This window comes from Streptomyces sp. NPDC038280 (genome assembly GCF_055600045.1).
Window position 1 is genome coordinate 842,862 of sequence record NZ_JBVJYZ010000001.1, and the last position, 21,721, is coordinate 864,582.

At 72.3% G+C, this 21,721-nt stretch carries 21 protein-coding genes; 15 read left to right on the plus strand and 6 right to left on the minus strand.

Going from position 1 to position 21,721, the window contains the following annotated elements:
- Positions 1–74 precede the first annotated feature (74 nt).
- Complete coding sequence (locus ACZ7J0_RS03855) at positions 75–857, minus strand: pyrimidine reductase family protein (protein ID WP_470883669.1); 783 nt, start codon at positions 855–857, stop codon at positions 75–77.
- Positions 858–908: 51 nt separating this feature from the next.
- Here ACZ7J0_RS03855 and zapE point away from each other — a divergent pair, with 51 nt between their 5' ends.
- The 6 genes from zapE (at position 909) to ACZ7J0_RS03885 (ending at position 6,558) form a co-directional block, all read left to right on the plus strand.
- Positions 909–1,964 carry a cell division protein ZapE gene (gene zapE / locus ACZ7J0_RS03860; RefSeq protein ID WP_470884116.1) on the plus strand — a complete coding sequence of 352 codons (1,056 nt, stop codon included), beginning with the start codon at positions 909–911 and terminating at the stop codon, positions 1,962–1,964.
- A 44-nt stretch (positions 1,965–2,008) separates the two neighbouring features.
- Entirely contained in the window at positions 2,009–2,434 is a 426-nt protein-coding gene (locus ACZ7J0_RS03865; protein ID WP_470883670.1) for an OsmC family peroxiredoxin, read from the plus strand.
- Positions 2,435–2,574: 140 nt separating this feature from the next.
- Complete coding sequence (locus ACZ7J0_RS03870; protein ID WP_470883671.1) at positions 2,575–3,939, plus strand: alkaline phosphatase PhoX; 1,365 nt, start codon at positions 2,575–2,577, stop codon at positions 3,937–3,939.
- A gap of 148 nt (positions 3,940–4,087) precedes the next feature.
- Positions 4,088–4,594, plus strand: a complete 507-nt coding sequence (locus ACZ7J0_RS03875) for a DinB family protein (RefSeq protein ID WP_470883672.1) — start codon at positions 4,088–4,090, stop codon at positions 4,592–4,594.
- Positions 4,595–4,779: 185 nt separating this feature from the next.
- Positions 4,780–5,607 (plus strand): PPK2 family polyphosphate kinase, encoded by an 828-nt coding sequence (locus ACZ7J0_RS03880; protein WP_470884118.1) that lies wholly within the window; start codon positions 4,780–4,782, stop codon positions 5,605–5,607.
- Positions 5,608–5,670: 63 nt separating this feature from the next.
- Positions 5,671–6,558: a polysaccharide deacetylase family protein gene (locus tag ACZ7J0_RS03885; protein WP_470883673.1), complete on the plus strand. Its 888-nt coding sequence runs from the start codon at positions 5,671–5,673 to the stop codon at positions 6,556–6,558.
- On the opposite strand, the gene ACZ7J0_RS03890 is transcribed toward ACZ7J0_RS03885, so the two are convergent.
- Both ACZ7J0_RS03890 and ACZ7J0_RS03895 read right to left on the minus strand, forming a co-directional pair.
- Positions 6,559–6,774, minus strand: coding sequence for a hypothetical protein (locus ACZ7J0_RS03890; protein WP_468704259.1), 216 nt, complete (start codon positions 6,772–6,774; stop codon positions 6,559–6,561).
- 418 nt (positions 6,775–7,192) lie between these two features.
- Positions 7,193–7,870 (minus strand): AIM24 family protein, encoded by a 678-nt coding sequence (locus tag ACZ7J0_RS03895; protein ID WP_470883675.1) that lies wholly within the window; start codon positions 7,868–7,870, stop codon positions 7,193–7,195.
- Positions 7,871–7,961: 91 nt separating this feature from the next.
- Between ACZ7J0_RS03895 and ACZ7J0_RS03900 the strand changes: the two genes are divergently transcribed.
- The 6 genes from ACZ7J0_RS03900 (at position 7,962) to ACZ7J0_RS03925 (ending at position 15,087) form a co-directional block, all read left to right on the plus strand.
- Positions 7,962–8,717 carry a peptidyl-tRNA hydrolase gene (locus ACZ7J0_RS03900; protein ID WP_470883677.1) on the plus strand — a complete coding sequence of 252 codons (756 nt, stop codon included), beginning with the start codon at positions 7,962–7,964 and terminating at the stop codon, positions 8,715–8,717.
- Positions 8,718–8,834: 117 nt separating this feature from the next.
- Positions 8,835–9,599: a DUF4142 domain-containing protein gene (locus tag ACZ7J0_RS03905; RefSeq protein ID WP_470883679.1), complete on the plus strand. Its 765-nt coding sequence runs from the start codon at positions 8,835–8,837 to the stop codon at positions 9,597–9,599.
- A 131-nt stretch (positions 9,600–9,730) separates the two neighbouring features.
- The gene (locus ACZ7J0_RS03910) at positions 9,731–11,362 is read left to right on the plus strand and encodes an MbnB/TglH/ChrH family RiPP precursor modification enzyme (protein ID WP_470883681.1); all 1,632 of its coding nucleotides are present in this window, start codon (positions 9,731–9,733) and stop codon (positions 11,360–11,362) included.
- A gap of 5 nt (positions 11,363–11,367) precedes the next feature.
- Complete coding sequence (locus ACZ7J0_RS03915; protein WP_470883683.1) at positions 11,368–12,489, plus strand: TIGR04222 domain-containing membrane protein; 1,122 nt, start codon at positions 11,368–11,370, stop codon at positions 12,487–12,489.
- A gap of 90 nt (positions 12,490–12,579) precedes the next feature.
- Positions 12,580–13,332, plus strand: coding sequence for a TIGR04222 domain-containing membrane protein (locus ACZ7J0_RS03920; RefSeq protein ID WP_470883685.1), 753 nt, complete (start codon positions 12,580–12,582; stop codon positions 13,330–13,332).
- Positions 13,333–13,479: 147 nt separating this feature from the next.
- The gene (locus ACZ7J0_RS03925) at positions 13,480–15,087 is read left to right on the plus strand and encodes an alpha/beta hydrolase (protein ID WP_470883687.1); all 1,608 of its coding nucleotides are present in this window, start codon (positions 13,480–13,482) and stop codon (positions 15,085–15,087) included.
- A gap of 59 nt (positions 15,088–15,146) precedes the next feature.
- Here the strand turns inward: ACZ7J0_RS03925 and hemQ are convergent, their stop codons facing one another.
- Positions 15,147–15,860: a hydrogen peroxide-dependent heme synthase gene (gene hemQ, locus ACZ7J0_RS03930; protein ID WP_468704279.1), complete on the minus strand. Its 714-nt coding sequence runs from the start codon at positions 15,858–15,860 to the stop codon at positions 15,147–15,149.
- A gap of 4 nt (positions 15,861–15,864) precedes the next feature.
- The gene (hemG, locus tag ACZ7J0_RS03935) at positions 15,865–17,307 is read right to left on the minus strand and encodes a protoporphyrinogen oxidase (protein WP_470883689.1); all 1,443 of its coding nucleotides are present in this window, start codon (positions 17,305–17,307) and stop codon (positions 15,865–15,867) included.
- A 94-nt stretch (positions 17,308–17,401) separates the two neighbouring features.
- On the opposite strand from hemG, the gene ACZ7J0_RS03940 reads away from it, so the two are divergent.
- Positions 17,402–18,775: an FAD-dependent oxidoreductase gene (locus ACZ7J0_RS03940; RefSeq protein ID WP_470883691.1), complete on the plus strand. Its 1,374-nt coding sequence runs from the start codon at positions 17,402–17,404 to the stop codon at positions 18,773–18,775.
- Positions 18,776–18,879: 104 nt separating this feature from the next.
- Here ACZ7J0_RS03940 and hemE read toward each other — a convergent pair whose 3' ends face one another.
- Entirely contained in the window at positions 18,880–19,941 is a 1,062-nt protein-coding gene (hemE, locus tag ACZ7J0_RS03945; RefSeq protein WP_470883693.1) for a uroporphyrinogen decarboxylase, read from the minus strand.
- Positions 19,942–20,032: 91 nt separating this feature from the next.
- Here hemE and ACZ7J0_RS03950 point away from each other — a divergent pair, with 91 nt between their 5' ends.
- Both ACZ7J0_RS03950 and ACZ7J0_RS03955 read left to right on the plus strand, forming a co-directional pair.
- Positions 20,033–20,710: a DUF3000 domain-containing protein gene (locus ACZ7J0_RS03950; protein WP_470883695.1), complete on the plus strand. Its 678-nt coding sequence runs from the start codon at positions 20,033–20,035 to the stop codon at positions 20,708–20,710.
- Between the two features lie 270 nt (positions 20,711–20,980).
- Positions 20,981–21,643: a helix-turn-helix transcriptional regulator gene (locus tag ACZ7J0_RS03955; RefSeq protein ID WP_274563363.1), complete on the plus strand. Its 663-nt coding sequence runs from the start codon at positions 20,981–20,983 to the stop codon at positions 21,641–21,643.
- Positions 21,644–21,721: the final 78 nt, after the last annotated feature.

Here is a 21,721-nt window from a genome sequence, read left to right on the forward strand (position 1 = left end):
CCCGTGCCCGCACGGGGTCTGCAGGGTAAGTGTGCCCAGCGGAAGCTAAGCGGAACGACAAATTCCGCCGCTTGTCAGATCCGACGGTAGCGGGTGAAAAGGAACCCGGCCTCCTCCAGTACGGACCCCAGCGCGAACCGCGCCGGAACCGCCACCGACGGCCCTCCGGCGATCCGCTGCGCGTCCCCGGCCGTGAGCATCGGCGCGACCGTCAGACACAGCTCGTCCAGCGCCTGGGCCGCCACCAGCTGGCCGAGCAGCCGCGGCCCGCCCTCGGTGAGCTGGCGGCGCAGCCCGCGCGCGGCCAGCTCCCGTACCGCACGGGCCACGTCCACTCCGGGCCCGTCCCCGGCGATCACCACCTCCGCGCCCGCCCTCTCGGCGGCCCTGATCCGGTCCTGGGGCGCCGCGGCCCCGGTCAGTACCAGCGTCGGCACCAGCGGCTCGGTGAACAGCGGCAGCGAGAAGTCCAGCCGGAGCGAGGCGCTGACCACGGCGATCGCGGGCGCCGGCCCCTGTCCGGCGGCCTCCCGGCGGGCCGCGAAGGCCTCGCGCGCGCGGGCCGGGCGGTAGCCCTCCAGCCGGACCGTTTCGGCGCCGACCATCACCACGTCGGCCAGCGCCCGCAGGGTGCCGAAGATCCGCATGTCCGTCTCGGATGAGATCGGCTGCGAGCGGCCGTCGTGCTGGGCGGCTCCGTCCAGCGTGGAGACCATGTTCGCCCGCAGCCAGGGGCCCTCCGGATACGCGTAGGCGTCGGCCAGCTCGTCCAGGGACCACTCCCGGTCCCCGGAATCGGTGCCGGCCACCGCCGGGCCGGTCGCTGTCAGGTCGGTCACAGGGAACAGGCGTCGCATCCGTGCAGTCTGACACGGCGCTTACAGTGGGGAACTGTGTCGACCCGTGCCATGACCCAAGCGGCTCCCCTGTCCCTGTGCGCCCGTGAGCCGCACGTCCCCGCAGACCGTCTGGTCGCGGAGATGGTGCCGCCACCGCGCTTCGACTCGGTGCGCTTCGACACGTACCTCCCGGACCCGAACCAGCCGAGCCAGACCGAGGCCGTGAAGGTGCTGGCCTCCTTCGCGGGCGGACTCGGCGGCGCCCACGCCAGCGGCTCCGGCAAGCGCCGCTGGTTCGCCAGGAAGCCGGCGGAACCCACCGGCCCGCGCGGCGTCTATCTGGACGGCGGCTACGGCGTCGGCAAGACCCATCTGCTGGCCTCCCTCTGGCACGCGACCCCCGCCGAGCCGGCGCTGAAGGCCTTCGGCACCTTCGTTGAGCTGACCAATCTTGTCGGCGCCCTCGGCTTCCAGCAGACGGTCAGGACGCTCAGCGGGCACCGGCTGCTGTGCATCGACGAGTTCGAGCTGGACGACCCGGGCGACACCGTCCTCGTCTCCACGCTGCTCGGCAAGCTCGTCGAGGCGGGCGTCGCGCTGGCGGCCACCTCCAACACGCTCCCCGGCAAGCTCGGCGAGGGCCGGTTCGCCGCCGCGGACTTCCTGCGGGAGATCCAGGGCCTCTCGGCGCACTTCCGGCCGCTCCGGATCGACGGCGAGGACTACCGCCACCGGGGGCTGCCCGAGGCCCCCGCGCCGTACAGCGACGAGCAGGTGGCGAAGGCCGCGTACGCCACGCCCGGCGCCAGCCTCGACGACTTCCCGCACCTCCTCGAGCACCTCGCCCGGGTCCACCCCAGCCGGTACGGCGCGCTGACCGACGGCGTCACCGCGGTCTGCCTCACCGACGTCCAGCCCATACCCGACCAGTCCACCGCGCTGCGGCTGGTCGTCCTCGCCGACCGTCTGTACGACCGCGAGGTGCCCGTGCTCGCCTCGGGTCAGCCCTTCGACCGGCTCTTCAGTGAAGAGATGCTGAAGGGCGGGTACCGCAAGAAGTACTTCCGGGCGATCTCCCGGCTCACCGCGCTGGCGCGGGACGCGAAGGGCCTGGTGGGCCAGTAGGTTGGGGCCGGTTGGGACCAATCCATCTGTGAAGGGGAACCATCATGGCCACCACGCGTCAGGCGCACACCGTCTGGGAGGGCGACCTCCTCCAGGGCAAGGGCGTCGTCACCTTCGACTCCTCCGGCATCGGTGATTACCCGGTCTCCTGGCCCGCCCGGGCCGAGCAGGCCAATGGCAAGACCAGTCCCGAAGAGCTGATCGCGGGCGCCCACTCCAGCTGCTTCAACATGGCCTTCTCGGGCGCCCTCGCCAAGGCCGGCACCCCGCCGACCCGGCTGACCACCAAGGCCGAGGTCACCTTCCAGCCCGGCACCGGGATCACCGGCAGCCACCTCACGGTCGAGGGAGAGGTTCCGGGCCTCGACGAGGAGGCGTTCCAGGCGGCGGCCGAGGAGGCCAAGAAGAACTGCCCCGTCAGCCAGGCCCTCGCCGGCACGAAGATCACGCTGACCGCCAAGCTCGTCTGACCCTCGCACCACATGAGGCAACGTGGCCCGCATGGTTCACGCGTCAGCACCTTGCGTGATACACACATGCGGGCACACGTCATTCTCCTGTCCTCCCCCATGGCCTTCGTCATGGGGGTGCCCCCAGAGGGAGTTGCCACATGCCCGCAACACGACGTCAGATCCTGGCCCGCACCGGCGCGTCCGTCGCCGGTGTCGCATTCGCCGGGGCCTTCTCCGAGCTCTTCGCCGGAACGGCCGCCGCCCGGGGCCACGCCGGATACGGCCCCCTCGTCCCCGACCCGGCCGGACTGCTCGATCTCCCCCGCGGCTTCCACTACAAGGTCCTCTCCAGGGAGGGCGATCCGCTGCGGTCGGGCGAGGGCAGGGTCCCGAGCAACCACGACGGCATGGGGGCCTTCGCGGGCCGCCGCGGACGCGTCCACCTGGTCCGCAACCACGAGAACCGGGTCACCGGGAAGATCGGCGTGCCCACCGTCGAGGGGCTCACCTACGACCCGATGGGCAAGGGCGGCTGCACGGCGCTCGAGCTGGACGGCCGGAACAACGTCCTGCGGGAACGTGTGGCCATCGCGGGCACCGCGGTCAACTGCGCGGGCGGGCCCACCCCGTGGGGCACCTGGCTCACCTGCGAGGAGACCGAGGACCGGGCCGGCACCAACGGCTACACCAAGGACCACGGCTTCATCTTCGAGGTCGACCCGGTCGACCCGCACCGCACCGGGGCCGTGCCGCTCACCGCGATGGGGCGCTTCCAGCACGAGGCGATCGCCGTCGACCCGCACAGCGGAATCGTGTACGAGACCGAGGACGCCTTCGAGAAGCCCTTCGGGCTCTTCTACCGCTTCCTTCCCGAGCGTCCGCTCGGCGGCACCGGTTCGCTGCGCGCGGGCGGCGCCCTGGAGGCGATGCGAGTGCCCGGCGTGGCCGACCTCTCCGTCGTCCAGGAGACCGGCGCGAGCTTCGACGGCGTCGAGTGGGTCCCCGTCCCGGACCCGCTGGCCGTGCGGACCCCCGTCCGCCTCCAGGACTTCGGGCCGAAGGGCATCACCCACGCCCAGAAGCTGGAGGGCTGCTACTGGCGCGGCGGCTGCGTGTACTTCGTCTCCAGCTTCGCCCGCTCCAAGGACGGTTCGGGAGCTGACCACTTCGGCCAGGTGTGGCGGTACGAACCGGACCGGCGGCGCCTCACGCTGGTCGTCGTGTTCGGGCCGAGCACGGACGTCCAGCTGCCGGGCGAGTCCCCCGACAACATCTGCCTGGCGCCCAGCGGGGGTCTGATGGTGTGTGAGGACGGCGACGGCGCGCAGCACGTGTTCGGGCTGACGAAGCGGGGCGAGGTGTACGCGATGGCGCGCAACGCACAGGCGCTCACACCAGCCGGCGCGGACGCGCCCGAGTGGGGCGAGTTCGCGGGCGTCACGTTCTCGCCCGACGGGAACACCATGTACGTCAACTGCTATACGCCCGGCACCACCTTCGCGGTGACCGGGCCGTGGCGCTGACCGAGGGCCTGTCCGGCGGATCATGCCGGGCGGCCCACCGGCGCCGAATCGCTGGAGCGACCCGCCAGAAAGGGAGCTGGGTGGAGCAGGTTGGGTCCGTCGATAAATACCTCGACATCGGTCGCTGTGATCGGGGACGCTTCGCGCGATGACCAGAATCGACGACACGCCGCCCGCGTGGGACGAGCGCACCCAGCTCACCACGTTTCTCGACTACGCACGTGACACCGCCCGCGCCAAGTGCGAGGGCGTCTCCGCGGAGAACGCACGCAAGGCGCTCCTGCCGGGCTCACCGCTGATGACCATGAGCGGAGTGATCAACCACCTCCGCTGGGTCGAGTACTACTGGTTCCAAGTGGTCTTCCTCGGCGAGGAAGACCAGGGCCCCTGGACCGAGGAAGACCCCGACCGCGAGATGCGCATCGCCGTCGACTTCCCGCTCACGCAGTTGCTCGACGAATACGCCGAACAGAGCACCCACTACCGCGAACTGGTCGCCGGGAACGACCTGGACAAGCAGGCCCAACGAGCCGTCCGCAACGGCCTGCACGTCGACCTACGCTGGATCCTCCTCCACCTCACCGAGGAGACGGCCCGCCACAACGGCCACCTGGACATCCTGCGCGAGATCCTCGACGGCACGACCGGCGGCTAGGCGGCCCCGGGGGTGCCGCGCTCGCGGCACCCCCCGTTCCGTCGCACGATCGAAAGGACGCGCGAGGGAACGGACCGGAAGGGGCGCCAGTGGCGAAGAAGGAGAAGGAGAAAAAGAAGGAGAAGAGCGAGGAAGGGACGGGGAAGAGAGCGAAGCCGAAGCGGCCCCCGGCCCTCCGTGACGTCCTGCGCGTCACCGAGGGCGAGCGCCCGGACCTCTCCTCCTACGCGGCCGACGCCGTCCCGGCGGGCCCCGCGGACAAGCTCGTCGGACTGGCCGCCACCGCCCGGATGGGCGAGCCGCTCGCCACGCTCCAGGAGCGGCTGTACGCGGCGAGCACCGCCGGTGACCGCAGGCGCCTGCTGCTGATCCTGCAAGGCATGGACACCAGCGGCAAGGGCGGCACGGTCAAGCATGTGATCGGCCTGTTCAATCCGTCCGGCTGCCGCGTCAAAGCCTTCAAGGCCCCGACGCCCGAGGAGCGCCGGCACCCCTTCCTCTGGCGCGTCATGCGGGAGCTGCCGGAGCCGGGCACGATCGGCATCTTCGACCGCTCGCACTACGAGGACGTACTGGTTCCCCGGGTCCGACAGCTGGTCCCCCGCTCCCTGCTCGAGCGCCGCTACGGCCAGATCAACCAGTTCGAGAAGTACGTCGCCGACGACGGCGTGACCATCGTCAAGGTCTTTCTGCACCTCTCGTACGAGGAACAGCGGCGACGGCTCCTGGCACGGCTCGACAACCCCGAGAAGCACTGGAAGTTCAGCCCGGGCGACCTCGACGACCGGGCCCTGTGGCCCGCCTACCAGGAGGCCTACGAAATCGCCCTGGAGCGCTGCTCGACGGAGGCGGCTCCCTGGTTCCTCGTACCGTCCGACCGCAAGTGGTACCGGAACTGGGCCATCAGCACGCTGCTTCTGGAGCATCTGCGGGAGCTCGACCCGACGTACCCACCGGGCGACTTCGATGTGCAGGAGTGCCGCAGACGGCTGGTCGGGGACGGGAGCGGCTGATCGCACGGTTGGCGGTACTGCCGGTCATACAAACCGATAAATAGATCAGATACTTTTCCGTATGTGACCATTCCTGTACGAAAAATGTCGGCGCTGGCTCTGCTGGGCGCCGTTCTTGTGGGCTGCGGGGGCGGCTCCGACAGCGCGCGCGTGGAGGCGGGCAGCGGAGCCTCGCCGTCCACGGCACTCGGTACGCCCTCCGGAGGGCCGTCGAAGGCCACCCAAAAGGCGCCGCCCGTCAAGGCGCCGCCCACCATGGCACCGGGGCCCACCGGCCTCACCCCGGTGTTCGAGCGGGGAACCAAGGGCGCGGCCGACAAGATCGTCGCGCTCACCTTCGACGCCGACATGACCGCGGACCAGGGGCCCCGCGCGGCGAGCGGCGAGCGGTTCGACAACCCGGCGCTGATCGCGACGCTGCGCCGGCTGAAGGTCCCCTCGACCGTCTTCATGACCGGGCGCTGGGCGGAGGAGTACCCGGATCAGGCGAAGGCGATCGGCAACGACCCGAACTTCGAGATCGCCAACCACTCCTACAGCCACTACTCCTTCAAGGCACCCTGCTACGGGCTTCCGGTGCTGGAGGAACAGGAGATGGCCGCGGACGTCCAGCGGGCCTTCGGGGCGATCCGGAAGGCTGGCGCGCGCAATGTGGTGCCGTACTTCCGGTTCCCCGGCGGCTGCTACGACGACGCGGTGCTGAAGTCCCTCGCCCCGGCGAAGGTGACGGCGGTGCAGTGGGACGTGGTCAGCGGCGACGCCTTCGCCAAGGACGCGGACGCGGTGGCCGACCAGGTCCTCGCGGGCGTGAAGCCGGGGTCCCTGGTCGTGATGCACTGCACGCGCAGCGCCGCGCCGGTCACCGAACAGGCCGTCAACCGGATCGTGCCGGAGCTGCGGCAGCGGGGCTACCGCTTCGTCAAGGTCTCCGAGCTGATGGCCGGGCGCTGATCAGCCGGAGCAGGCCGTGCGCTCCGCCTCCCGCCACTCGCAGACCGGGCAGAGCGTGATGCCCTTGGTCGACTCGGGGTACTCGGTGGGCTCGCGGCACAGGACGCACTCGGCCCAGGGCGGGCCGCCGGCGGGCTTCGGCTCGGCGGCGGCCGGCTCGGGACCGCAGTACGCGCCCGCGGGTGCCGTGTCCGTCGTCCTCTGCTTCTCGTCCATACCTTCGAGCGTACTCAGTCCCGCCACGCGGTGAGCCGACAGACCGCGGCGACGGCCACGGCGGCGGCGCCGGCGAGCGCGAGCCAGGGAACCTCGACGGTGCCGGTGTGCGAGCCGGTGACCAGCCCCGTCACGGGCGTACCGCGCCGGGGATCCCGGCGTCACCAGCGTGAGCAGCGCGCCGACGGCGATCACCGCCGTCGACCAGCCCCGGCCGCGGACGAGGGGCCGGGAGCCCAGGGCGCCCAGGGCCACGCCGATCAACACGCAGACGGCCGCCGTGACGAGGCCGGTGAGGCCGGCGAGGCCGGCGGGGAGCCTCGGCACCAGGTGCTGCGGGTCCGCCGACGTCGCCGCGCCGACGGCGGTGACGACCGCCGTCGACACGGCCGCGACGAGCAGAGGGTCAGCGAGACGTTCAGCTGGCCGATGCCTTCTGGGGCGTGAGCTCGCTGGGCCGGACGATCACGAAGCCGTCGCCTTCCAGCTTCAGCTGGATGGCCTCGCCCGAACCACCGCGGATCATCGAGCCGATGGACTGCGAGCGGTGCAGCGAGGTATGCAGCTGCGCGCTCCAGCCGACCACGGCGTCGGTGTCGACAAAGACCGGTGCCTGCGGCGAGACGGGTATGACGATCGGGTTGCCCTCACAGACGACGGCGAGCTTGCCGTAGCCGGTGAAGACGCTGTTGAAGAGGCCGCCGCCGGTCATCCCGGCGCCCTTCACCGTCTTTATCTCGTAGGAGAGGGTGGCGTCGAAACACAGCACGTTGCGGCCGTTGATGGTCAGGGCGTCGCCCTGGTCGACGTCGACGATGAAGCAGTTCTGCGCCTCGTGCGCGAACCAGGCCTCGCCCTGGCCGCGGACGGCCATGAGCGGCAGGCCCTCGCCGGTGACGGCGCGCTTGAGCATGCCGCCGATGCCCTGGCTCTTGCGCTCGAACTGGAGATTGCCGCGGAAAGCGATCATCGCCCCCTGCCGTGCGTGCATCTCGCCGTTGACGGCGTACTTGACGGACTTGGCGTTCTGCAGGGTCATTCCGGGGACGGTCGCCTGCTGTGCCATGTTCTCGGAGGAGAAAAGATCGCTCTTCATGCGGGCATGGTGTCCCGGAACTCCCCATTCCGCCAAGAACGGTCCTCTTTCCGCCAGGAACGGTCTTCGACGGCGATGGCAGACTGGCCGGGTGAGCAGCCATGACGCCCAGGAACCCGTGAACATCTCGCGTGACGAGGCCCCCCAGTTCGTCCTTCCGCTGGTGGTACGGATTGAGAAGGACGCGCCCCCGGCCCGCACCGACGCGCTGGAGACCGCCGCCCGCGCGGTGCTGGAGATCCTCGCCGACGAGCGGTCGGCCGGGGAGGGAGAGTGGGCGCGGGTCATGCGCGACTGGCAGGACGCCCGGATCCGCAAGGTGGTCCGGCGGGCGCGCGGCGCGGAGTGGCGGCGGGCCTCGGCGCTGCCCGGCATCACCGTCACCGGTGACACCGCGGAGGTACGGGTCTTCCCGCCGGTCCCGCTCGACGGCTGGCCCAAGGAGCTCGCCAAGCTGCAGGTCTCCGGCACCGAACTGGACGACCCGGCCGGGCCGGGCGCGCCCGCCCCCGGGGCCGCGCTGCTCTGGCTCAACCCCGCTCTCGACATGTCGGCCGGCAAGGCGATGGCCCAGGCGGGGCACGGCGCCCAGCTGCTGTGGTGGGAGATGGGCGACGCGGACCGCACGGCATGGCGGGCGGCGGGCTTCCCGCTGGCGGTGCGTACGGCGCACGCGGACCGGTGGGCGGAGCTCACGACGAGCGGGCTGCCGGTCGTCCGGGACGCGGGATTCACGGAGATCGCCCCGGGTTCGTGCACGGTGGTCTCGGACTTTCCGGTCGTACCGGACGTCGTCCATGACCGTACGACGGATGCCGTCACGGAGCGTACGGCGAACGTCGACTGAACCTCTGAACGGGACCGTACTGGAATCCGTACCTCCCAATACTGCCAAGTAGGTTGAACGCCCGCACGGTTGGCTGTTCATTCTGCGGTGTCACACTTCGGCTCGGGAGGCACATTGTTGCGACGCATCAACGGGACGGCACTCATCATCGCGGCACTCGTCGCCACAGTCGGCGCGCTCGCCTTCCCCGTCTGGTCGTACGCCGACCGCTCCGGTACCGGTCAGGCCAACCTCAACGCCTCGAGCGTCGCCACCCAATGGGGCCCGCTCTCGGCCACGGACCGCGACTTCCTGGTCAAGGTCCGGCTGGCGGGCCTGTGGGAGCTGCCGGCCGGCCAGCAGGCCATCGAGCGCGCCCCCACCCAGGCGATCAAGGACGCCGGCGACCATCTGATCGTCGGCCACACCGACCTCGACCGGCGCTCGCGCGACGTGGCCGCGAAGCTCGGCGTCGAACTGCCCAACCAGCCCACCGAGCAGCAACAGGGCTGGCTGCGGGAGCTGTCGGCGGCGCGCGGCCAGGAGTACGAGCGCAAGTTCGCCAACCTGCTGCGCAACGCGCACGGGAAGGTCTTCGCCCTCATCGCCCAGGTCCGGCACACCACCCGCAACACCCTGATACGGCAGTTGGCCAGCGACGCCAACCAGACGGTGCTGGACCACATCACCATGCTGGAGGCGACCGGACTGGTCGACTTCGACGCGCTCGCCAACGAGGCGGCGGCCGGGGCGACCGCGAGCCCGACCGGGCCGCCCGCCCCGAACGGCAATCTGCCGCCCGTCCCGTCCCCGGCCGCACCGACGGGCACGGACCAGTCCTTCACCTCACGCCCCTCCACCCAGCCGGGACCGCCCACGGCGATCAACACCGACCGTCCCTGAGGCTCCCGGTCCGGGGCTTCTCCCGGTGGAACCTCAAATGAAGCTCTGAACGTCCCCTCCTTCGGGTTCACCGCCGTCCGGCGGGGCCATTACCCCTGCACCGCCGCACAACGGGGCGCAGAGGAGGGGACATGACGAAGCTCGCAGGTGAACTCGGTATCGGTATCGGGTGGCGTCCGGAGATCGCGGACGCGGTGGAGGAGCTGCCCGGTATCGACTGGGTGGAGGTCGTCGCGGAGAACATCTGCGCCGGGCACCTCCCCGATTCACTGACCCGTCTGCTCGCCCGCGGCACCAAGGTCGTCCCGCACGGCGTCTCGCTGGGCCTCGGCGGCGCGGACCGCCCGGACGCCGGGCGGCTCGCGGAGCTGGCGGCCAAGGTCACGGCGCTGGGCGCGCCGCTGGTCACCGAACACATCGCGTTCGTACGGGCCGGGGGGCAGCTCACCGCCACCGCGCCCCTGGAGGCCGGCCATCTGCTGCCGGTCCCCCGCACCTGGGACGCGCTGGACGTCCTCTGCGAGAACGTCCGCATCGCCCAGGACTCCCTGCCCGTGCCCCTGGCGCTGGAGAACATCGCGGCCCTGATCGCCTGGCCGGGCGAGGAGCTGACCGAGGGGCAGTTCCTGGCGGAGCTGGTCGAGCGGACCGGTGTACGGCTCCTGATCGACGTGGCGAATCTCCACACGAACCACGTCAACCGGGGCGAGGACCCGGCGAAGGCGCTGTCCGAGCTGCCAGTCGAGGCGATCGCGTACGTCCATGTCGCCGGCGGCGTCGAACGCGACGGCGTCTGGCACGACACCCACGCCCACCCGGTCCCCCGCCCGGTCCTGGACATCCTCCACGACCTGGCCACACGCGTGACCCCGCCGGGCGTCCTGCTGGAGCGGGACGACGACTTCCCTCCGGCGGAGGAGCTGGCGTCCGAACTGACGGCCATCGGCGCGACGCTGCGTGCGGCGGGGGTCGCGGGCGCGGTGGGCGGGGGTAGGAGTGCGGCTGTCGGCGCGGATGCGCGGGCGGGGTCGCGCACGGCTGCCGGTGCGGGCGGGGCTTCTGCCTCCACGGGGGCGGGCGCCGCCGCGCGAGCCGGTGCCGCGGGCACGGACGAGGTGAACGCGGCGGCGGGCGCGGGCACGCGTACTGCCGCCGGCACGGGCGGGGCTTCTGCCTCCACGGGGGCAGGCGCCGGCTCCGGTGCGGCCACCGCCGCGCGAGCCGGTGCCGCGGGCGAGGCCGTCCAGCCCGCCCTCGTGGATGGCGGGGCGGCGTTCGCCTCGTCGCCCGGGCCGGGCACAGCCGCTCGTACCGCGCCTGCCCCGGCGCCGGCCTCGCCGGAGCGGAAGAACGACGCGGCGCGGGAGCGCGTGGGGCTCGCGCAGGCCGCTCTCCTGTCCGCGCTCGTCGCCGGAACTCCCGCACCCGAGGGGTTCGACTCGCGGCGGCTGCGGGTGCAGAGCCGCGCGCTGGCCGCCAAGCGGGCCGACGTGGTCGCCAAGGTCGCGCCCGAACTCCCGGAGATCCTCGGAGCCGGCTATCGGCCGGCCTTCCTCACGTACGCCAGGACCCGCCCGATGCACGGCGGTTACCGCCGTGACGCGCTGGACTTCGCCGAGCACCTCCTTCTGACGGACCTGCCCGCGGACGGAGCCGCCCGGCGCCGGCTGACGCACTGGTGGCAGGACCGCGCCGGTTCACGACCGCCCGGCAGGGCCACCCGTCTCGTCCGTGCCGCCCGCGCCGCCCTGGTCGGGGGGTGAACGGCATGAACACCCTCGCCGTACTGATCTGGGTCGCCGTCGTCGCGAGCTCCCTCCTCCTGCTGGTCCACGCGCGCTCGCTCCGGCGCGGGCCCGGCGGTTCCGTCCACGACCTGTCGGAGGTCGCCTTCCTCAACGGTGGACCGGCGCGCGTCGTCGACACCGCTCTCGCGATGATGCGGGAGGACGGCCGGATCCAGGTGGGCGGCCCCGGCATCGTCGCCGTGGTCCGCCCGGTCGCCCGCGACCATGTCGAGCGCGCGGTGCTCCACGAGCTCGCCGCCGCCCCCAACGGCGCCCTGCACAGCCTGCGTCAGGCCGTGATGCGCAACCCCGCGGTCCAGGAGATCGGCGACGGGCTGGCCGCGCGGGGGCTCATGGTCGCGCCGGCGGCCCGGCGGACCGGGGTCCGGTGGGCCACCGTCCAGGGCCTCCTCTGCGTCGCGATGTTCCCCGTTTCGCTGGTGATCAGCTTCTGGTGGATGACCGACGCCGAGCGCGGCGGCGATGTCTTCTTCGTCATCAAGGTGCTGCCCGCCCTGGTCGCGGGGGCGCTCTTCGCGCTGTTCTGCGGTGGTTACGCCGCCGGGCGGATCACTGCGGCCGGCCGGCGCGCCGCCGCCGAGTACCACCGGGACCACGTCTACCACCCCGACGCCGGCCACATGGTGGCGCTGCGCGGCCTGCGGGCCGTGCCCGACCCCGCGCTGCGGGCGCAGTTGATGACCGCCGCGGCGCTGTCCGGGCAGCGTCGTGGCGGTGGCTCCGGCCGGCCGTCGCCGGCTTCCTCGAGCTCCTCGTCGGCCGGGGACGTCTTCCCGGTCGCGGTGTGGTGCGCGTCGAGCGGCGGCGGCGGGGCGAGCTGCGGCGCGGCCGGCGGGCCGGGAGGAGGCGGCTCCTGCTCCGCTGGGGGTGGTGGACCGTCCTGCGGCGGGGCAGGAGGGTCCAGCTGCGGGAGCTCCAGCGGCGGAGGGTCCAGCTGCGGGAGTTCCAGCGGCGGAGGGTCCAGCTGCGGGAGTTCCAGCGGCGGCGGGTCCAGCTGCGGGAGTTCCAGCGGCGGGGGATCGAGCTGCGGGAGTTCGAGTGGCGGAGGGTCCAGTTGCGGGGGTTCCAGCAGTTCCGGCTGACGGCCCGCCGCGCGGTGACGCGGCGTCACCACCCGTCCGCATACTGAGAAACCCGTGGCGCGTCGCCGCCCCTTCCCGTAGAACTCCGCCATGCTCTGGGTCCCCTTTCTGCTGGTGGCGTGCGTCGCGGCCGGTCTCAGTTGTGCACGGCTCTGTCTGGCCGCCCTCGAAGCCGCGACCCCCGGACCGCCCGATCAGGGAGACGCCCATGAGCTGACCCTGGCCGAGGCGGCCTACCTCTCCGGGGGGCCTCTGCGAGTCACCGATCTGACCCTGGTGTCGATGCACCGCCACCGCCGGCTCCTGCTCGCGCACACCGGCTGGGCCACGGTCGTCGACCCCCGGGGCAGGGACGCCCTGGAGCGTTCGGTGATCGGGGCGATCGGCCCCGAGGGTCAGAACCGGACGGCCGCGATACGGCCCGTGGTGGCCGCCGCCGACGCCGTGGGCGCCCTCGCCGACCGGCTCGTCAGCACGGGTCTGGCCGTGCCGGAAGGCGGCCGCCGCAGTGTCGCCGGCTGTGTGCGGGCGGTGCGGGGAGCGCTGGTGCTGACCCTGGCCTTCGCGGTCGGGGTGGTGCCCGCGCTGCCCGGCACGGTCACCGTGACCGAACTCTCCTGGTTCACCCTGCCGCTGGTGCTGACCTCCGGCTGTCTGCTGATAGCGCGGATGGAGGTGTACCCCTACACCCGCTGGGCCTCCCCGACCGGGCAGGCGCTGCTCTCCACGCTCTCCCCCGACGACCCGCTCACGGCCGTCGCCATGGGCGGCGTGCAGGCCCTGGACGATCCGCGGTTGCGGGCGGCGATCGACGGCCGGCGAGGGGCGCGGCCCGGACACTGACCCGGTCGCTCGCGGGCGGCCGATGCGCATCGGAGTCATTGGCCCCGACACCGCACGGAGATCCTTTACTTTCACCGGCCGCCCCGCCAACGATCCCTTGTGTCCCCCGGCACCGCCCACGGTGCCGAGTCGTACGAAGGGAGTTCGATGAGAGCCGTCGCCCTGTACGGAGCACTCGGATCACTGGTGCTGTCCGCCCTCGCCGTCGCCCCCGCCGGGGGGCTCGACGTGTCCACCGCCGAAGCACACGGCACCGCGCTGGCCGCCGAGCGGGCCGCAAAGGCCGGTGTCTCCTTCGGTTCCTGCCCCGCGGTGGAGAAGCTGCCGGCGTCGGTGCTGTGCGGCACCGTCCAGGTCCCGCTCGACTACGCCGAGCCGGACGGCCGCCGCATCGAGCTGACCGTGAGCCGGGGGCGGGCCACGGGCAAGAAGGCCCAGCGGCAGGGGGCGCTGGTGTACAACCCCGGGGGTCCGGGCGCCTCCTCGATGTATTTCCCCATGGCGGCCCGCCTGCCCGAGTGGAAGCGGATCGCCGGAGCGTACGACCTCGTGGGGTACGCGCCGCGCGGTGTCGCCCGTTCCGCGCCGCTCTCCTGCCAGGACCCGGCCGACTTCCTCAAGGCACCCACACAGGCGCCGACCGAGCCGTCCCCGTCCTACAAGCTGGAGCGGATCGCGCAGGCGAAGGCCTACGCACAGGGCTGCGCGCGCGGGGCCGGCGAGGCGCTGCGCCACTACACCTCCCTCAACAACGCCCGCGATCTGGAGGTGCTGCGGGCGGCGCTGGGCGAGCGGAAGCTGACGTTCATGGGCGCCTCGTACGGGACGTACTTCGGCGCGCTGTACGCCACGCTCTTCCCCGGGCACGTACGCCGCATGGTCTTCGACTCGGTGGTGCACCCGGCCCCCGAACAGATCTGGTACCGCAACAACCTCGACCAGTCACCGGCGTTCGAGCGGCGGTGGGCCGACTTCCGGGCGTGGGTGGCCAGGCATCACACGACGTACGGGCTCGGCACCACGGCCGAGGAGGTCGGGCGGAACTACGAGAAGGCCCGTGCCCGGCTCGCCGAGCGCCCGGCCGGCGGGAAGGTCGGTCCGGGCCAGCTGCACGCCGCGTTCCTGAAGGCCGCGTACTACGACGACTACTGGCCGATGCGGGCGACCGCCCTGTCGAAGTACCTGAGCGGCGACGCGAAGCAGCTGATCGACCAGGCGTCGCCGCGTGAGGCGGACGCGGTGGAGGAGGAGAACGGGAACGCCGTCTACACGGCTGTCGAGTGCAATGACGCGGACTGGCCGACGGACTGGACGGTCTGGGACCGTGACAACACCGCGCTCGCGAGGACCGCGCCGTTCGAGACGTGGGACAACGCCTGGATGAACCTGCCGTGCGCCTACTGGTCGGCGCCCCGGCAGAAGCCGCTGGACGTCCGGACCGCGCCGGGCGCGCTGCCGCCGGTTCTGATCCTGGCCGCCGAGCGCGACGCGGCCACGCCGTACGAGGGGGCGCTGGAGCTTCAGGAGCGGCTCGCGGGGTCGGTGCTCGTCACCGAGCAGGGCGCCGGGACGCACGGGGTCGCGGCCGGCCCCAACGCCTGTGTCAACCGCCACCTGGAGAACTATCTCCTCGACGGGCAGACGCCGGTGCGGCGCGCTGCGTGCGCGCCGCACCCGGAGCCGGACCCGGTGTCGCTGGAGCGGCGGGTGGCGCGTGAACCGGGCATGCTGCCCGGGCATCCGCCCGCCGTCTGATCTTCCGGGTCAAGGGGTGGTGGGCTCTGGTCGGGGGCCCACCACCAGGTCGTCGGCCGTCAGGCCAGGCCCGCCACCAGGTCGGCGACCGACTTGCGGCGGCCGGTGTAGAACGGGATCTCCTCGCGGACGTACATCCGCGCCTCGGAGGCCCGCAGATGACGCATCAGGTCGACGATGCGGTACAGCTCGTCGGCCTCGAAGGCCAGCAGCCACTCGTAGTCGCCGAGCGAGAAGGAGGCGACCGTGTTGGCGCGGACGTCGGGGAAGCCACGGGCCATCTTGCCGTGGTCCGCGAGCATCCGGCGGCGGTCCTCGTCCGGCAGCAGGTACCAGTCGTAGGAGCGCACGAAGGGGTAGACGCTGACGTAGTCACGCGGCGTCTCGTCGGCCAGGAAGGCCGGGATGTGCGACTTGTTGAACTCGGCGGGGCGGTGCAGCGCCATGTTCGACCAGACCGGCTCGAGGGAACGGCCGAGCCTGGTGCGGCGGAAGAGGTTGTACGCCTCCTGGAGCTCGTCCGAGGTCTCGGCGTGCCACCAGATCATCACGTCGGCGTCGGCGCGCAGGCCGGACACGTCGTAGGTGCCACGGACGGTGATGTCCTTGGCGGCGAGCTGGTCGAACAGCTCCTGGACCTCGTCGGCGTAGCCGGTCCGGTCCTCGGGCAGGACGTCGCGCAGCTTGAAGACGGACCACAGGGTGTAGCGGATGACCTCGTTGAGGTCCTTCGCCTTCTTACCGGCGTTCGGGATCTTTTCGGGCGCACTCATACGGCTATTCTCGCCTGTCACTCAGCGTGCCCCGCGCCAGGGTGGGCGTGGCGATGATCTCGTCCGCGGCGCGGTGGGCGCTCGCGACGCACGCCGGGATGCCGACGCCCTCGTACACCGCGCCGCACAGACGCAGGCCGGGCAGGCCGGCGACGGCCTCCCGGATGCGCGCGACGCGTGCGAGATGACCGACCGGGTACTGCGGCAGGCCGCCGATCCATCGGGTCACCTCGGTGGCCACGGGCTTCGCCGCGAGGCCGGTGGCGGCGCCGAGGTCCTTGAGGGAGACGGACACGAGGTCGGCGTCCTCGCGGTGCAGCTGCTCCTCCTCGCCGTAGCGGCCGACCGAGGTGCGGAGCACGAAGAGGTCGGGCGCGCTGCCGGAGACCCACTCCCACTTCTGGGTGGAGAAGGTGGACGCCTTGATGGTGTGGCCGTCGACGGGCGGCACGAGGAAGCCCGAGCCGGGCAGGGCGTCGACGTCGGAGCGCCGGAAGGCCAGGGTCACCAGGGCCATGGACGCGTACTCGACCTCGGCGAGTTCGGCGGACGCGGCCGGCGACGCGGTCGCGAGGAGCGCGGAGGCGGACCACGCGGGGGTCGCGAGGATCACCGCGTCGGCGGTGACGACCCGGGTGTCGGTCCGGATGTGCCAGGCGTCGCCGGCCCGGGTGAGGCCGAGGACGGGGGCCTCGGTGTGGATGTCGCCGCCCTGGGCGCGAACGGCGTCGGCGACGGCAAGGGGCAGCGTGCCGATTCCCCCGTCGATGCCCATGAACGCCGCGGCGGGCTGCGCGGCGCCGGATCCGGCCACGTCGGCCGGCTGGGCGCCGGCACGCTGGACGGCGCGCACCGCCTCGGTGAGCGTGCGGTGGGTGCGGGCCTGGTCGAAGAGCCCGGGGACGGCGGCCCGCATGGAGAGCCGGTAGGAGTCTCCGGCGTAGACCCCGCCGAGCAGGGGCTCGACGAGCCGGTCGACGACCTCGTGGCCCATGCGGGCGGCGACGTACGCGCCGATGGCGATGTCGTCGCCGATCTCGGTGGGCGGCAGCTCCTGGTCCTGGCCCACGCGGCGCAGACCCTCGGCGGAGAGCAGGTCCCCGAGGGCCCTGGCGTCGCCCGGCACGCCCATGACGTGACCCTTGGGCATCGGCCGCAGGGCGTCGCGGGTCCACACGGACGCGGTGGTGGTGGCGGGCGGCTGGAGCCGGTCGCCGAGCCCGACGGCACGCGCCAGCTCGATCGCCTCGGGGCGCCGGGCGAGCATCGACTCGGCGCCCAGGTCGACGGGGACGCCCTCGATCTCGCCGGTGTGCAGCTTGCCGCCGAGCCGGTCGGTGGCCTCCAGCAGGGTGACGCGTACCCCGGCGGAGAGCAGCCGGTGGGCGGCGGCGAGGCCGGCGATGCCGCCTCCGATGACGACGACGTGGCCCGTGCGTGTGTGCATGACCCCACTGTCTCAAACGTCCGCCGGCCGGCGGCAGCGCCCCGAGGTGACACACGGACGGGACTCAACCGGCGCCCGGACGTAGCGTGTTCGCATGACAGAGCGACTGGTGGTCATCGGAGGCGACGCGGCGGGCATGTCCGCCGCCTCACAGGCCCGCAGGCACAAGAGCCCCGAGGAGCTGGAGATCGTCGCCTTCGAGCGCGGTCACTTCACCTCGTACTCGGCGTGCGGGATCCCGTACTGGGTCGGCGGTGACGTCGGGGACCGCGACGAGCTGATCGCCCGTACGCCCGAGGAACACCGCGAGCGGTCGATCGATCTGCGGATGCGGACCGAGGTGACCGAGCTGGACGTGCCGGGGCAGCGGGTCCGGGTGCGGGACCTGGAGGCCGGCGAGGAGAGCTGGACGGGCTTCGACAAGCTGGTCATCGGCACCGGCGCCAGGCCGGTTCGGCCGGATCTGCCGGGCATGGACGCGGCGGGCGTGCACGGCGTGCAGACCCTCGACGACGGCCAGGCGCTGCTGGACTCTCTGTCGGCCGCGCGGGGGCGGCGGGCCGTGGTGGTGGGCGCCGGGTACATCGGTGTGGAGATGGCGGAGGCGCTGCTGAACCGGGGCTACGAGGTGACGGTCCTCAACCGCGGCGAGCAGCCGATGGCCACCCTCGACCCGGACATGGGCCGGCTGGTCCACGAGGCGATGGACGGTCTGGGCATCACCACCGTCGGCGGATCGGCCGTCACCAAGATCCTCACAGGAGACGACGGCAGGGTCCGCGCGGTCTGCACCGACGACGCCGAGTATCCGGCGGACGTGGTGGTCCTGGGCATGGGCGTGGAACCCGAGACGACCCTGGCGCGGGCGGCGGGGCTGCCGCTCGGTGTGTACGGAGGGCTGCTCACCGACCTGTCGATGCGGGTCCGGGGACACGAGAACATCTGGGCGGGCGGCGACTGTGTCGAGGTCCTCGACCTGGTGTCGGGCCGTGAGCGCCACATCGCACTGGGCACCCACGCCAACAAGCACGGTCAGGTCATCGGCGCGAACGTGGGCGGCGGGTACGCGACGTTCCCCGGCGTGGTGGGCACGGCCGTGAGCAAGGTGTGCGCGCTGGAGATCGCCCGCACGGGCCTGCGGGAGAAGGAGGCCCGCGAGGTCGGGCTGCGCTACGTGGCGGTGACCATCGAGTCGACCAGCCGCGCCGGGTACTACCCCGGAGCCGCCCCGATGACGGTGAAGATGCTGGCCGAACGCCGCACGGGCCGGCTCCTCGGCGTGCAGATCGTCGGCCGGGAGGGCGCCGCGAAGCGGGTGGACATCGCCGCGGTGGCGTTGACGGCGGGAATGACCGTGGAGCAGATGACGGCCCTGGACCTGGGCTACGCGCCGCCGTTCTCACCCGTGTGGGACCCGGTCCTGGTGGCTGCCCGCAAGGCGCTGGCGGCGGTGCGGGCGGAGGGCTGAGCGCGCCGCATCGGACGCCGGGTGACGCTGAGCGGCAGAGCAACCGCCCGTACCGACACCTCTCGGCGCTCGCCGCCGGTCCCCCGGCGGCGAGCGCCGTCGCGTCAGCGCGCGGTCTGCGTGTGGACGTACTCCACCAGTCGCGTCAGCGCGTCCGGGTCCGTCGTCGGCAGGACGCCGTGACCCAGGTTGAAGATGTGCCCCTCCAGACCGGACGCGGCGTCCAGGACCTCACGGGTCTTGGTCTCGACCGCGTCGGTGGTGGAGAACAGGACGGCCGGGTCGAGGTTGCCCTGGAGCGCCTTGCCGGGGCCGACGCGCCGGGCGGCCTCGTCCAGCGGGATGCGCCAGTCCACGCCGACGACGTCCGCGCCGGCCTCGCCCATGAGGCCGAGCAGCTCGCCCGTCCCCACACCGAAGTGGATGCGCGGGACGCCGTAGGAGGCGACCGCGTCGAAGACCTTCGCGGAGGCGGGCATCACCGAGCGGCGGTAGTCGGCGGGGGCCAGCGCGCCCACCCAGGAGTCGAAGAGCTGCACGGCCGAGGCGCCCGCCTCGATCTGGACCTTGAGGAAGGCGGCGGTGATCTCGGCGAGGCGGTCGAGCAGGTCCGCCCAGAGCTCGGGGTCGCCGTACATGAGCGCCTTGGTGTGCTCGTGGTTGCGCGACGGGCCGCCCTCGACGAGGTAGCTGGCCAGGGTGAAGGGCGCGCCCGCGAAGCCGATCAGCGGAGTGGAGCCCAGTTCGCCGGTGAGCATCCCGATGGCCTCGGTGACGTAGTGGACGTCCTCCGGGGTCAGATCGCGCAGCCGGGCCAGGTCGGCGCGGGTGCGGATGGGGTCGGCGACGACGGGTCCGACGCCGGGCTTGATGTCCAGGTCGATGCCGATGGCCTTGAGGGGCACCACGATGTCGCTGAAGTAGATCGCCGCGTCGACCTTGTGGCGCCGCACCGGCTGCAGGGTGATCTCGGTGACGAGCTCGGGCATCATGCACGAGTCGAGCATCGGGATGCCCTCGCGCACCTTCAGGTACTCGGGCAGCGAGCGTCCGGCCTGCCGCATGAACCACACCGGCGTGTGCGGCACGGGCTCCCGGCGGCACGCCTTCATGAACGGGGAGTCGTACGTCTGCGTCTGCTGGCCCGAGGGGCGGTTGGCACTCACGCCCAGAATCTTCGCATGTGCGGGCAAGCGGCCGGGCCGGGCCGGGTGTCCCTCCCTGCGCGAGGCCCCCGTTCCGCCTACTCTTCCCCGCATGGCTGCGGCTCAGGGACAGTTTTCCGATCATTCCGACGGCACCGAAGGCACGGAGAGCACCGAGGGGAACTCCGTCCCACCCACCTTCCGGCTGGCGGTGGAGGCGCTGCGGTCCGCGAGGCTGCGCCCGGAGATCGAGGTCGACCCGACCCGGCCGCCGCAGCGCCTCGCCCCGTACGCGTACGCGCTGGAGGCGGCGGTCGTCGAGGGCGAGGAGGATCTCGCCGACGGCCGGCTGGTCCTGCTGCACGATCCGGACGGCCATGACGCCTGGCAGGGCACGTTCCGGCTGGTGACGCTGGTACGGGCGGAGCTGGAGCCGGAGATGGCGGCGGACCCGCTGTTGCCGGAGGTCTGCTGGTCGTGGCTGACGGGCGCCCTGGAGGCGCGCGGCCTGGCCTACGGGGAGGCGAGCGGCACCGTCACCCGTGCGGGGTCTCACTATTTCGGTGGACTGGCGGAGCGGCTGCCGGCGACCCAGATCGAGATCAGGGCGTCCTGGACGCCGCGAGAGGGCCAGGACGGCGTCCCGGACACGGCGGCGCACCTGGCGGCCTGGTGCGATCTGCTCTGCCAGATCGCGGGCCTGCCGCCGGCCGGCGCGGGGCCGGTGGAGACGGGCACGGCCGCGGGTGTGGTGTCGCTGCCACAGCGCCGGGGCCCGCAGCAGACGTAGGCGGGAACGAGGGCTCGCGCGGGCCTAGGATGCGGCCCCCGGCGCTGTGCGCCGGGGGCTCTTCGCTGGGTTCCGTCCGTGCGGCTCACTCGTAGGATGATCGATCACGCGTCCGAATTGCACCAATTGTTACTCACCAAATCGTGATCTTTCTCTAAAGGAGGACGAGGTACCTGCCGAAGAGGTCAATGACCCTTCAAGCACGGGTTCGCCCCCGGCTTCTCTTCCCCGAGCCGGCTCCGTCCCGCACCCCCCTTTCCAGGAGGCCTGGTGTCCGTTCTCCTCGAGCAGCCCGCAAGCCTGGTCGCCTACCGCCCGAACAAGCCGACGGCCATGGTCGTCGTGGCCGACCCGCGCGTCCGCTCCACCGTCACCCGCCACCTGTGGGCCCTCGGAGTGCGTGACGTCATCGAGGCGTCGTCCATCGCGGAGGCCCGTCCCCGCGTCGGCAACCCGCGCGACATCTGCGTGGCCGACGTCCACCTGCCCGACGGTTCCGGGCTGACCCTGCTGTCCGAGACCCGCGCGGCGGGCTGGCCCAACGGCCTGGCCCTGTCGGCCGCGGACGACATCGGCGCCGTGCGCAACGCCCTCGCGGGCGGAGTCAAGGGCTACGTCGTCACCGGTACGAGAACCAACATCGGCCACCCCACCCGCCCCGGTGCCGCCCCCATCGGTGCCGCCGCCGCCCGTATGCACCGCCGGCCCCCCGGCACCCCGAGCCACCCGGGCGGCTACCGCGAACTCTCCGGCCGTGAGGTCGAGGTCCTCCGGCTCGTCGCCGAAGGCCAGTCCAACAAGGCCATCGGCGTCTCCATGGGCCTGTCCGCGCTGACCGTGAAGAGCCACCTGGCCCGCATCGCCCGCAAGCTCGGCACCGGCGACCGGGCCGGAATGGTCGCCGTGGCCCTGCGCACCGGGATCATTCACTGAGAGGTTGACGAAACATCGGCGCCCGTCGACGGAACGTTCCGTCGACGGGCGCCGTCCGTTCACGGATACCCTTGACAT

Bases quoted from the DNA above. Each gene is read 5' to 3' on its own strand.
- ACZ7J0_RS03855 (WP_470883669.1), bottom strand. From the start codon at position 857: ATGCGACGCCTGTTCCCTGTGACCGACCTGACAGCGACCGGCCCGGCG.
- zapE (WP_470884116.1), top strand. From the start codon at position 909: ATGACCCAAGCGGCTCCCCTGTCCCTGTGCGCCCGTGAGCCGCACGTC.
- ACZ7J0_RS03865 (WP_470883670.1), top strand. From the start codon at position 2,009: ATGGCCACCACGCGTCAGGCGCACACCGTCTGGGAGGGCGACCTCCTC.
- ACZ7J0_RS03870 (WP_470883671.1), top strand. From the start codon at position 2,575: ATGCCCGCAACACGACGTCAGATCCTGGCCCGCACCGGCGCGTCCGTC.
- ACZ7J0_RS03875 (WP_470883672.1), top strand. From the start codon at position 4,088: ATGACCAGAATCGACGACACGCCGCCCGCGTGGGACGAGCGCACCCAG.
- ACZ7J0_RS03890 (WP_468704259.1), bottom strand. From the start codon at position 6,774: ATGGACGAGAAGCAGAGGACGACGGACACGGCACCCGCGGGCGCGTAC.
- ACZ7J0_RS03895 (WP_470883675.1), bottom strand. From the start codon at position 7,870: ATGAAGAGCGATCTTTTCTCCTCCGAGAACATGGCACAGCAGGCGACC.
- ACZ7J0_RS03910 (WP_470883681.1), top strand. From the start codon at position 9,731: ATGACGAAGCTCGCAGGTGAACTCGGTATCGGTATCGGGTGGCGTCCG.
- ACZ7J0_RS03915 (WP_470883683.1), top strand. From the start codon at position 11,368: ATGAACACCCTCGCCGTACTGATCTGGGTCGCCGTCGTCGCGAGCTCC.
- ACZ7J0_RS03920 (WP_470883685.1), top strand. From the start codon at position 12,580: ATGCTCTGGGTCCCCTTTCTGCTGGTGGCGTGCGTCGCGGCCGGTCTC.
- ACZ7J0_RS03925 (WP_470883687.1), top strand. From the start codon at position 13,480: ATGAGAGCCGTCGCCCTGTACGGAGCACTCGGATCACTGGTGCTGTCC.
- hemQ (WP_468704279.1), bottom strand. From the start codon at position 15,860: ATGAGTGCGCCCGAAAAGATCCCGAACGCCGGTAAGAAGGCGAAGGAC.
- hemG (WP_470883689.1), bottom strand. From the start codon at position 17,307: ATGCACACACGCACGGGCCACGTCGTCGTCATCGGAGGCGGCATCGCC.
- ACZ7J0_RS03940 (WP_470883691.1), top strand. From the start codon at position 17,402: ATGACAGAGCGACTGGTGGTCATCGGAGGCGACGCGGCGGGCATGTCC.
- ACZ7J0_RS03950 (WP_470883695.1), top strand. From the start codon at position 20,033: ATGGCTGCGGCTCAGGGACAGTTTTCCGATCATTCCGACGGCACCGAA.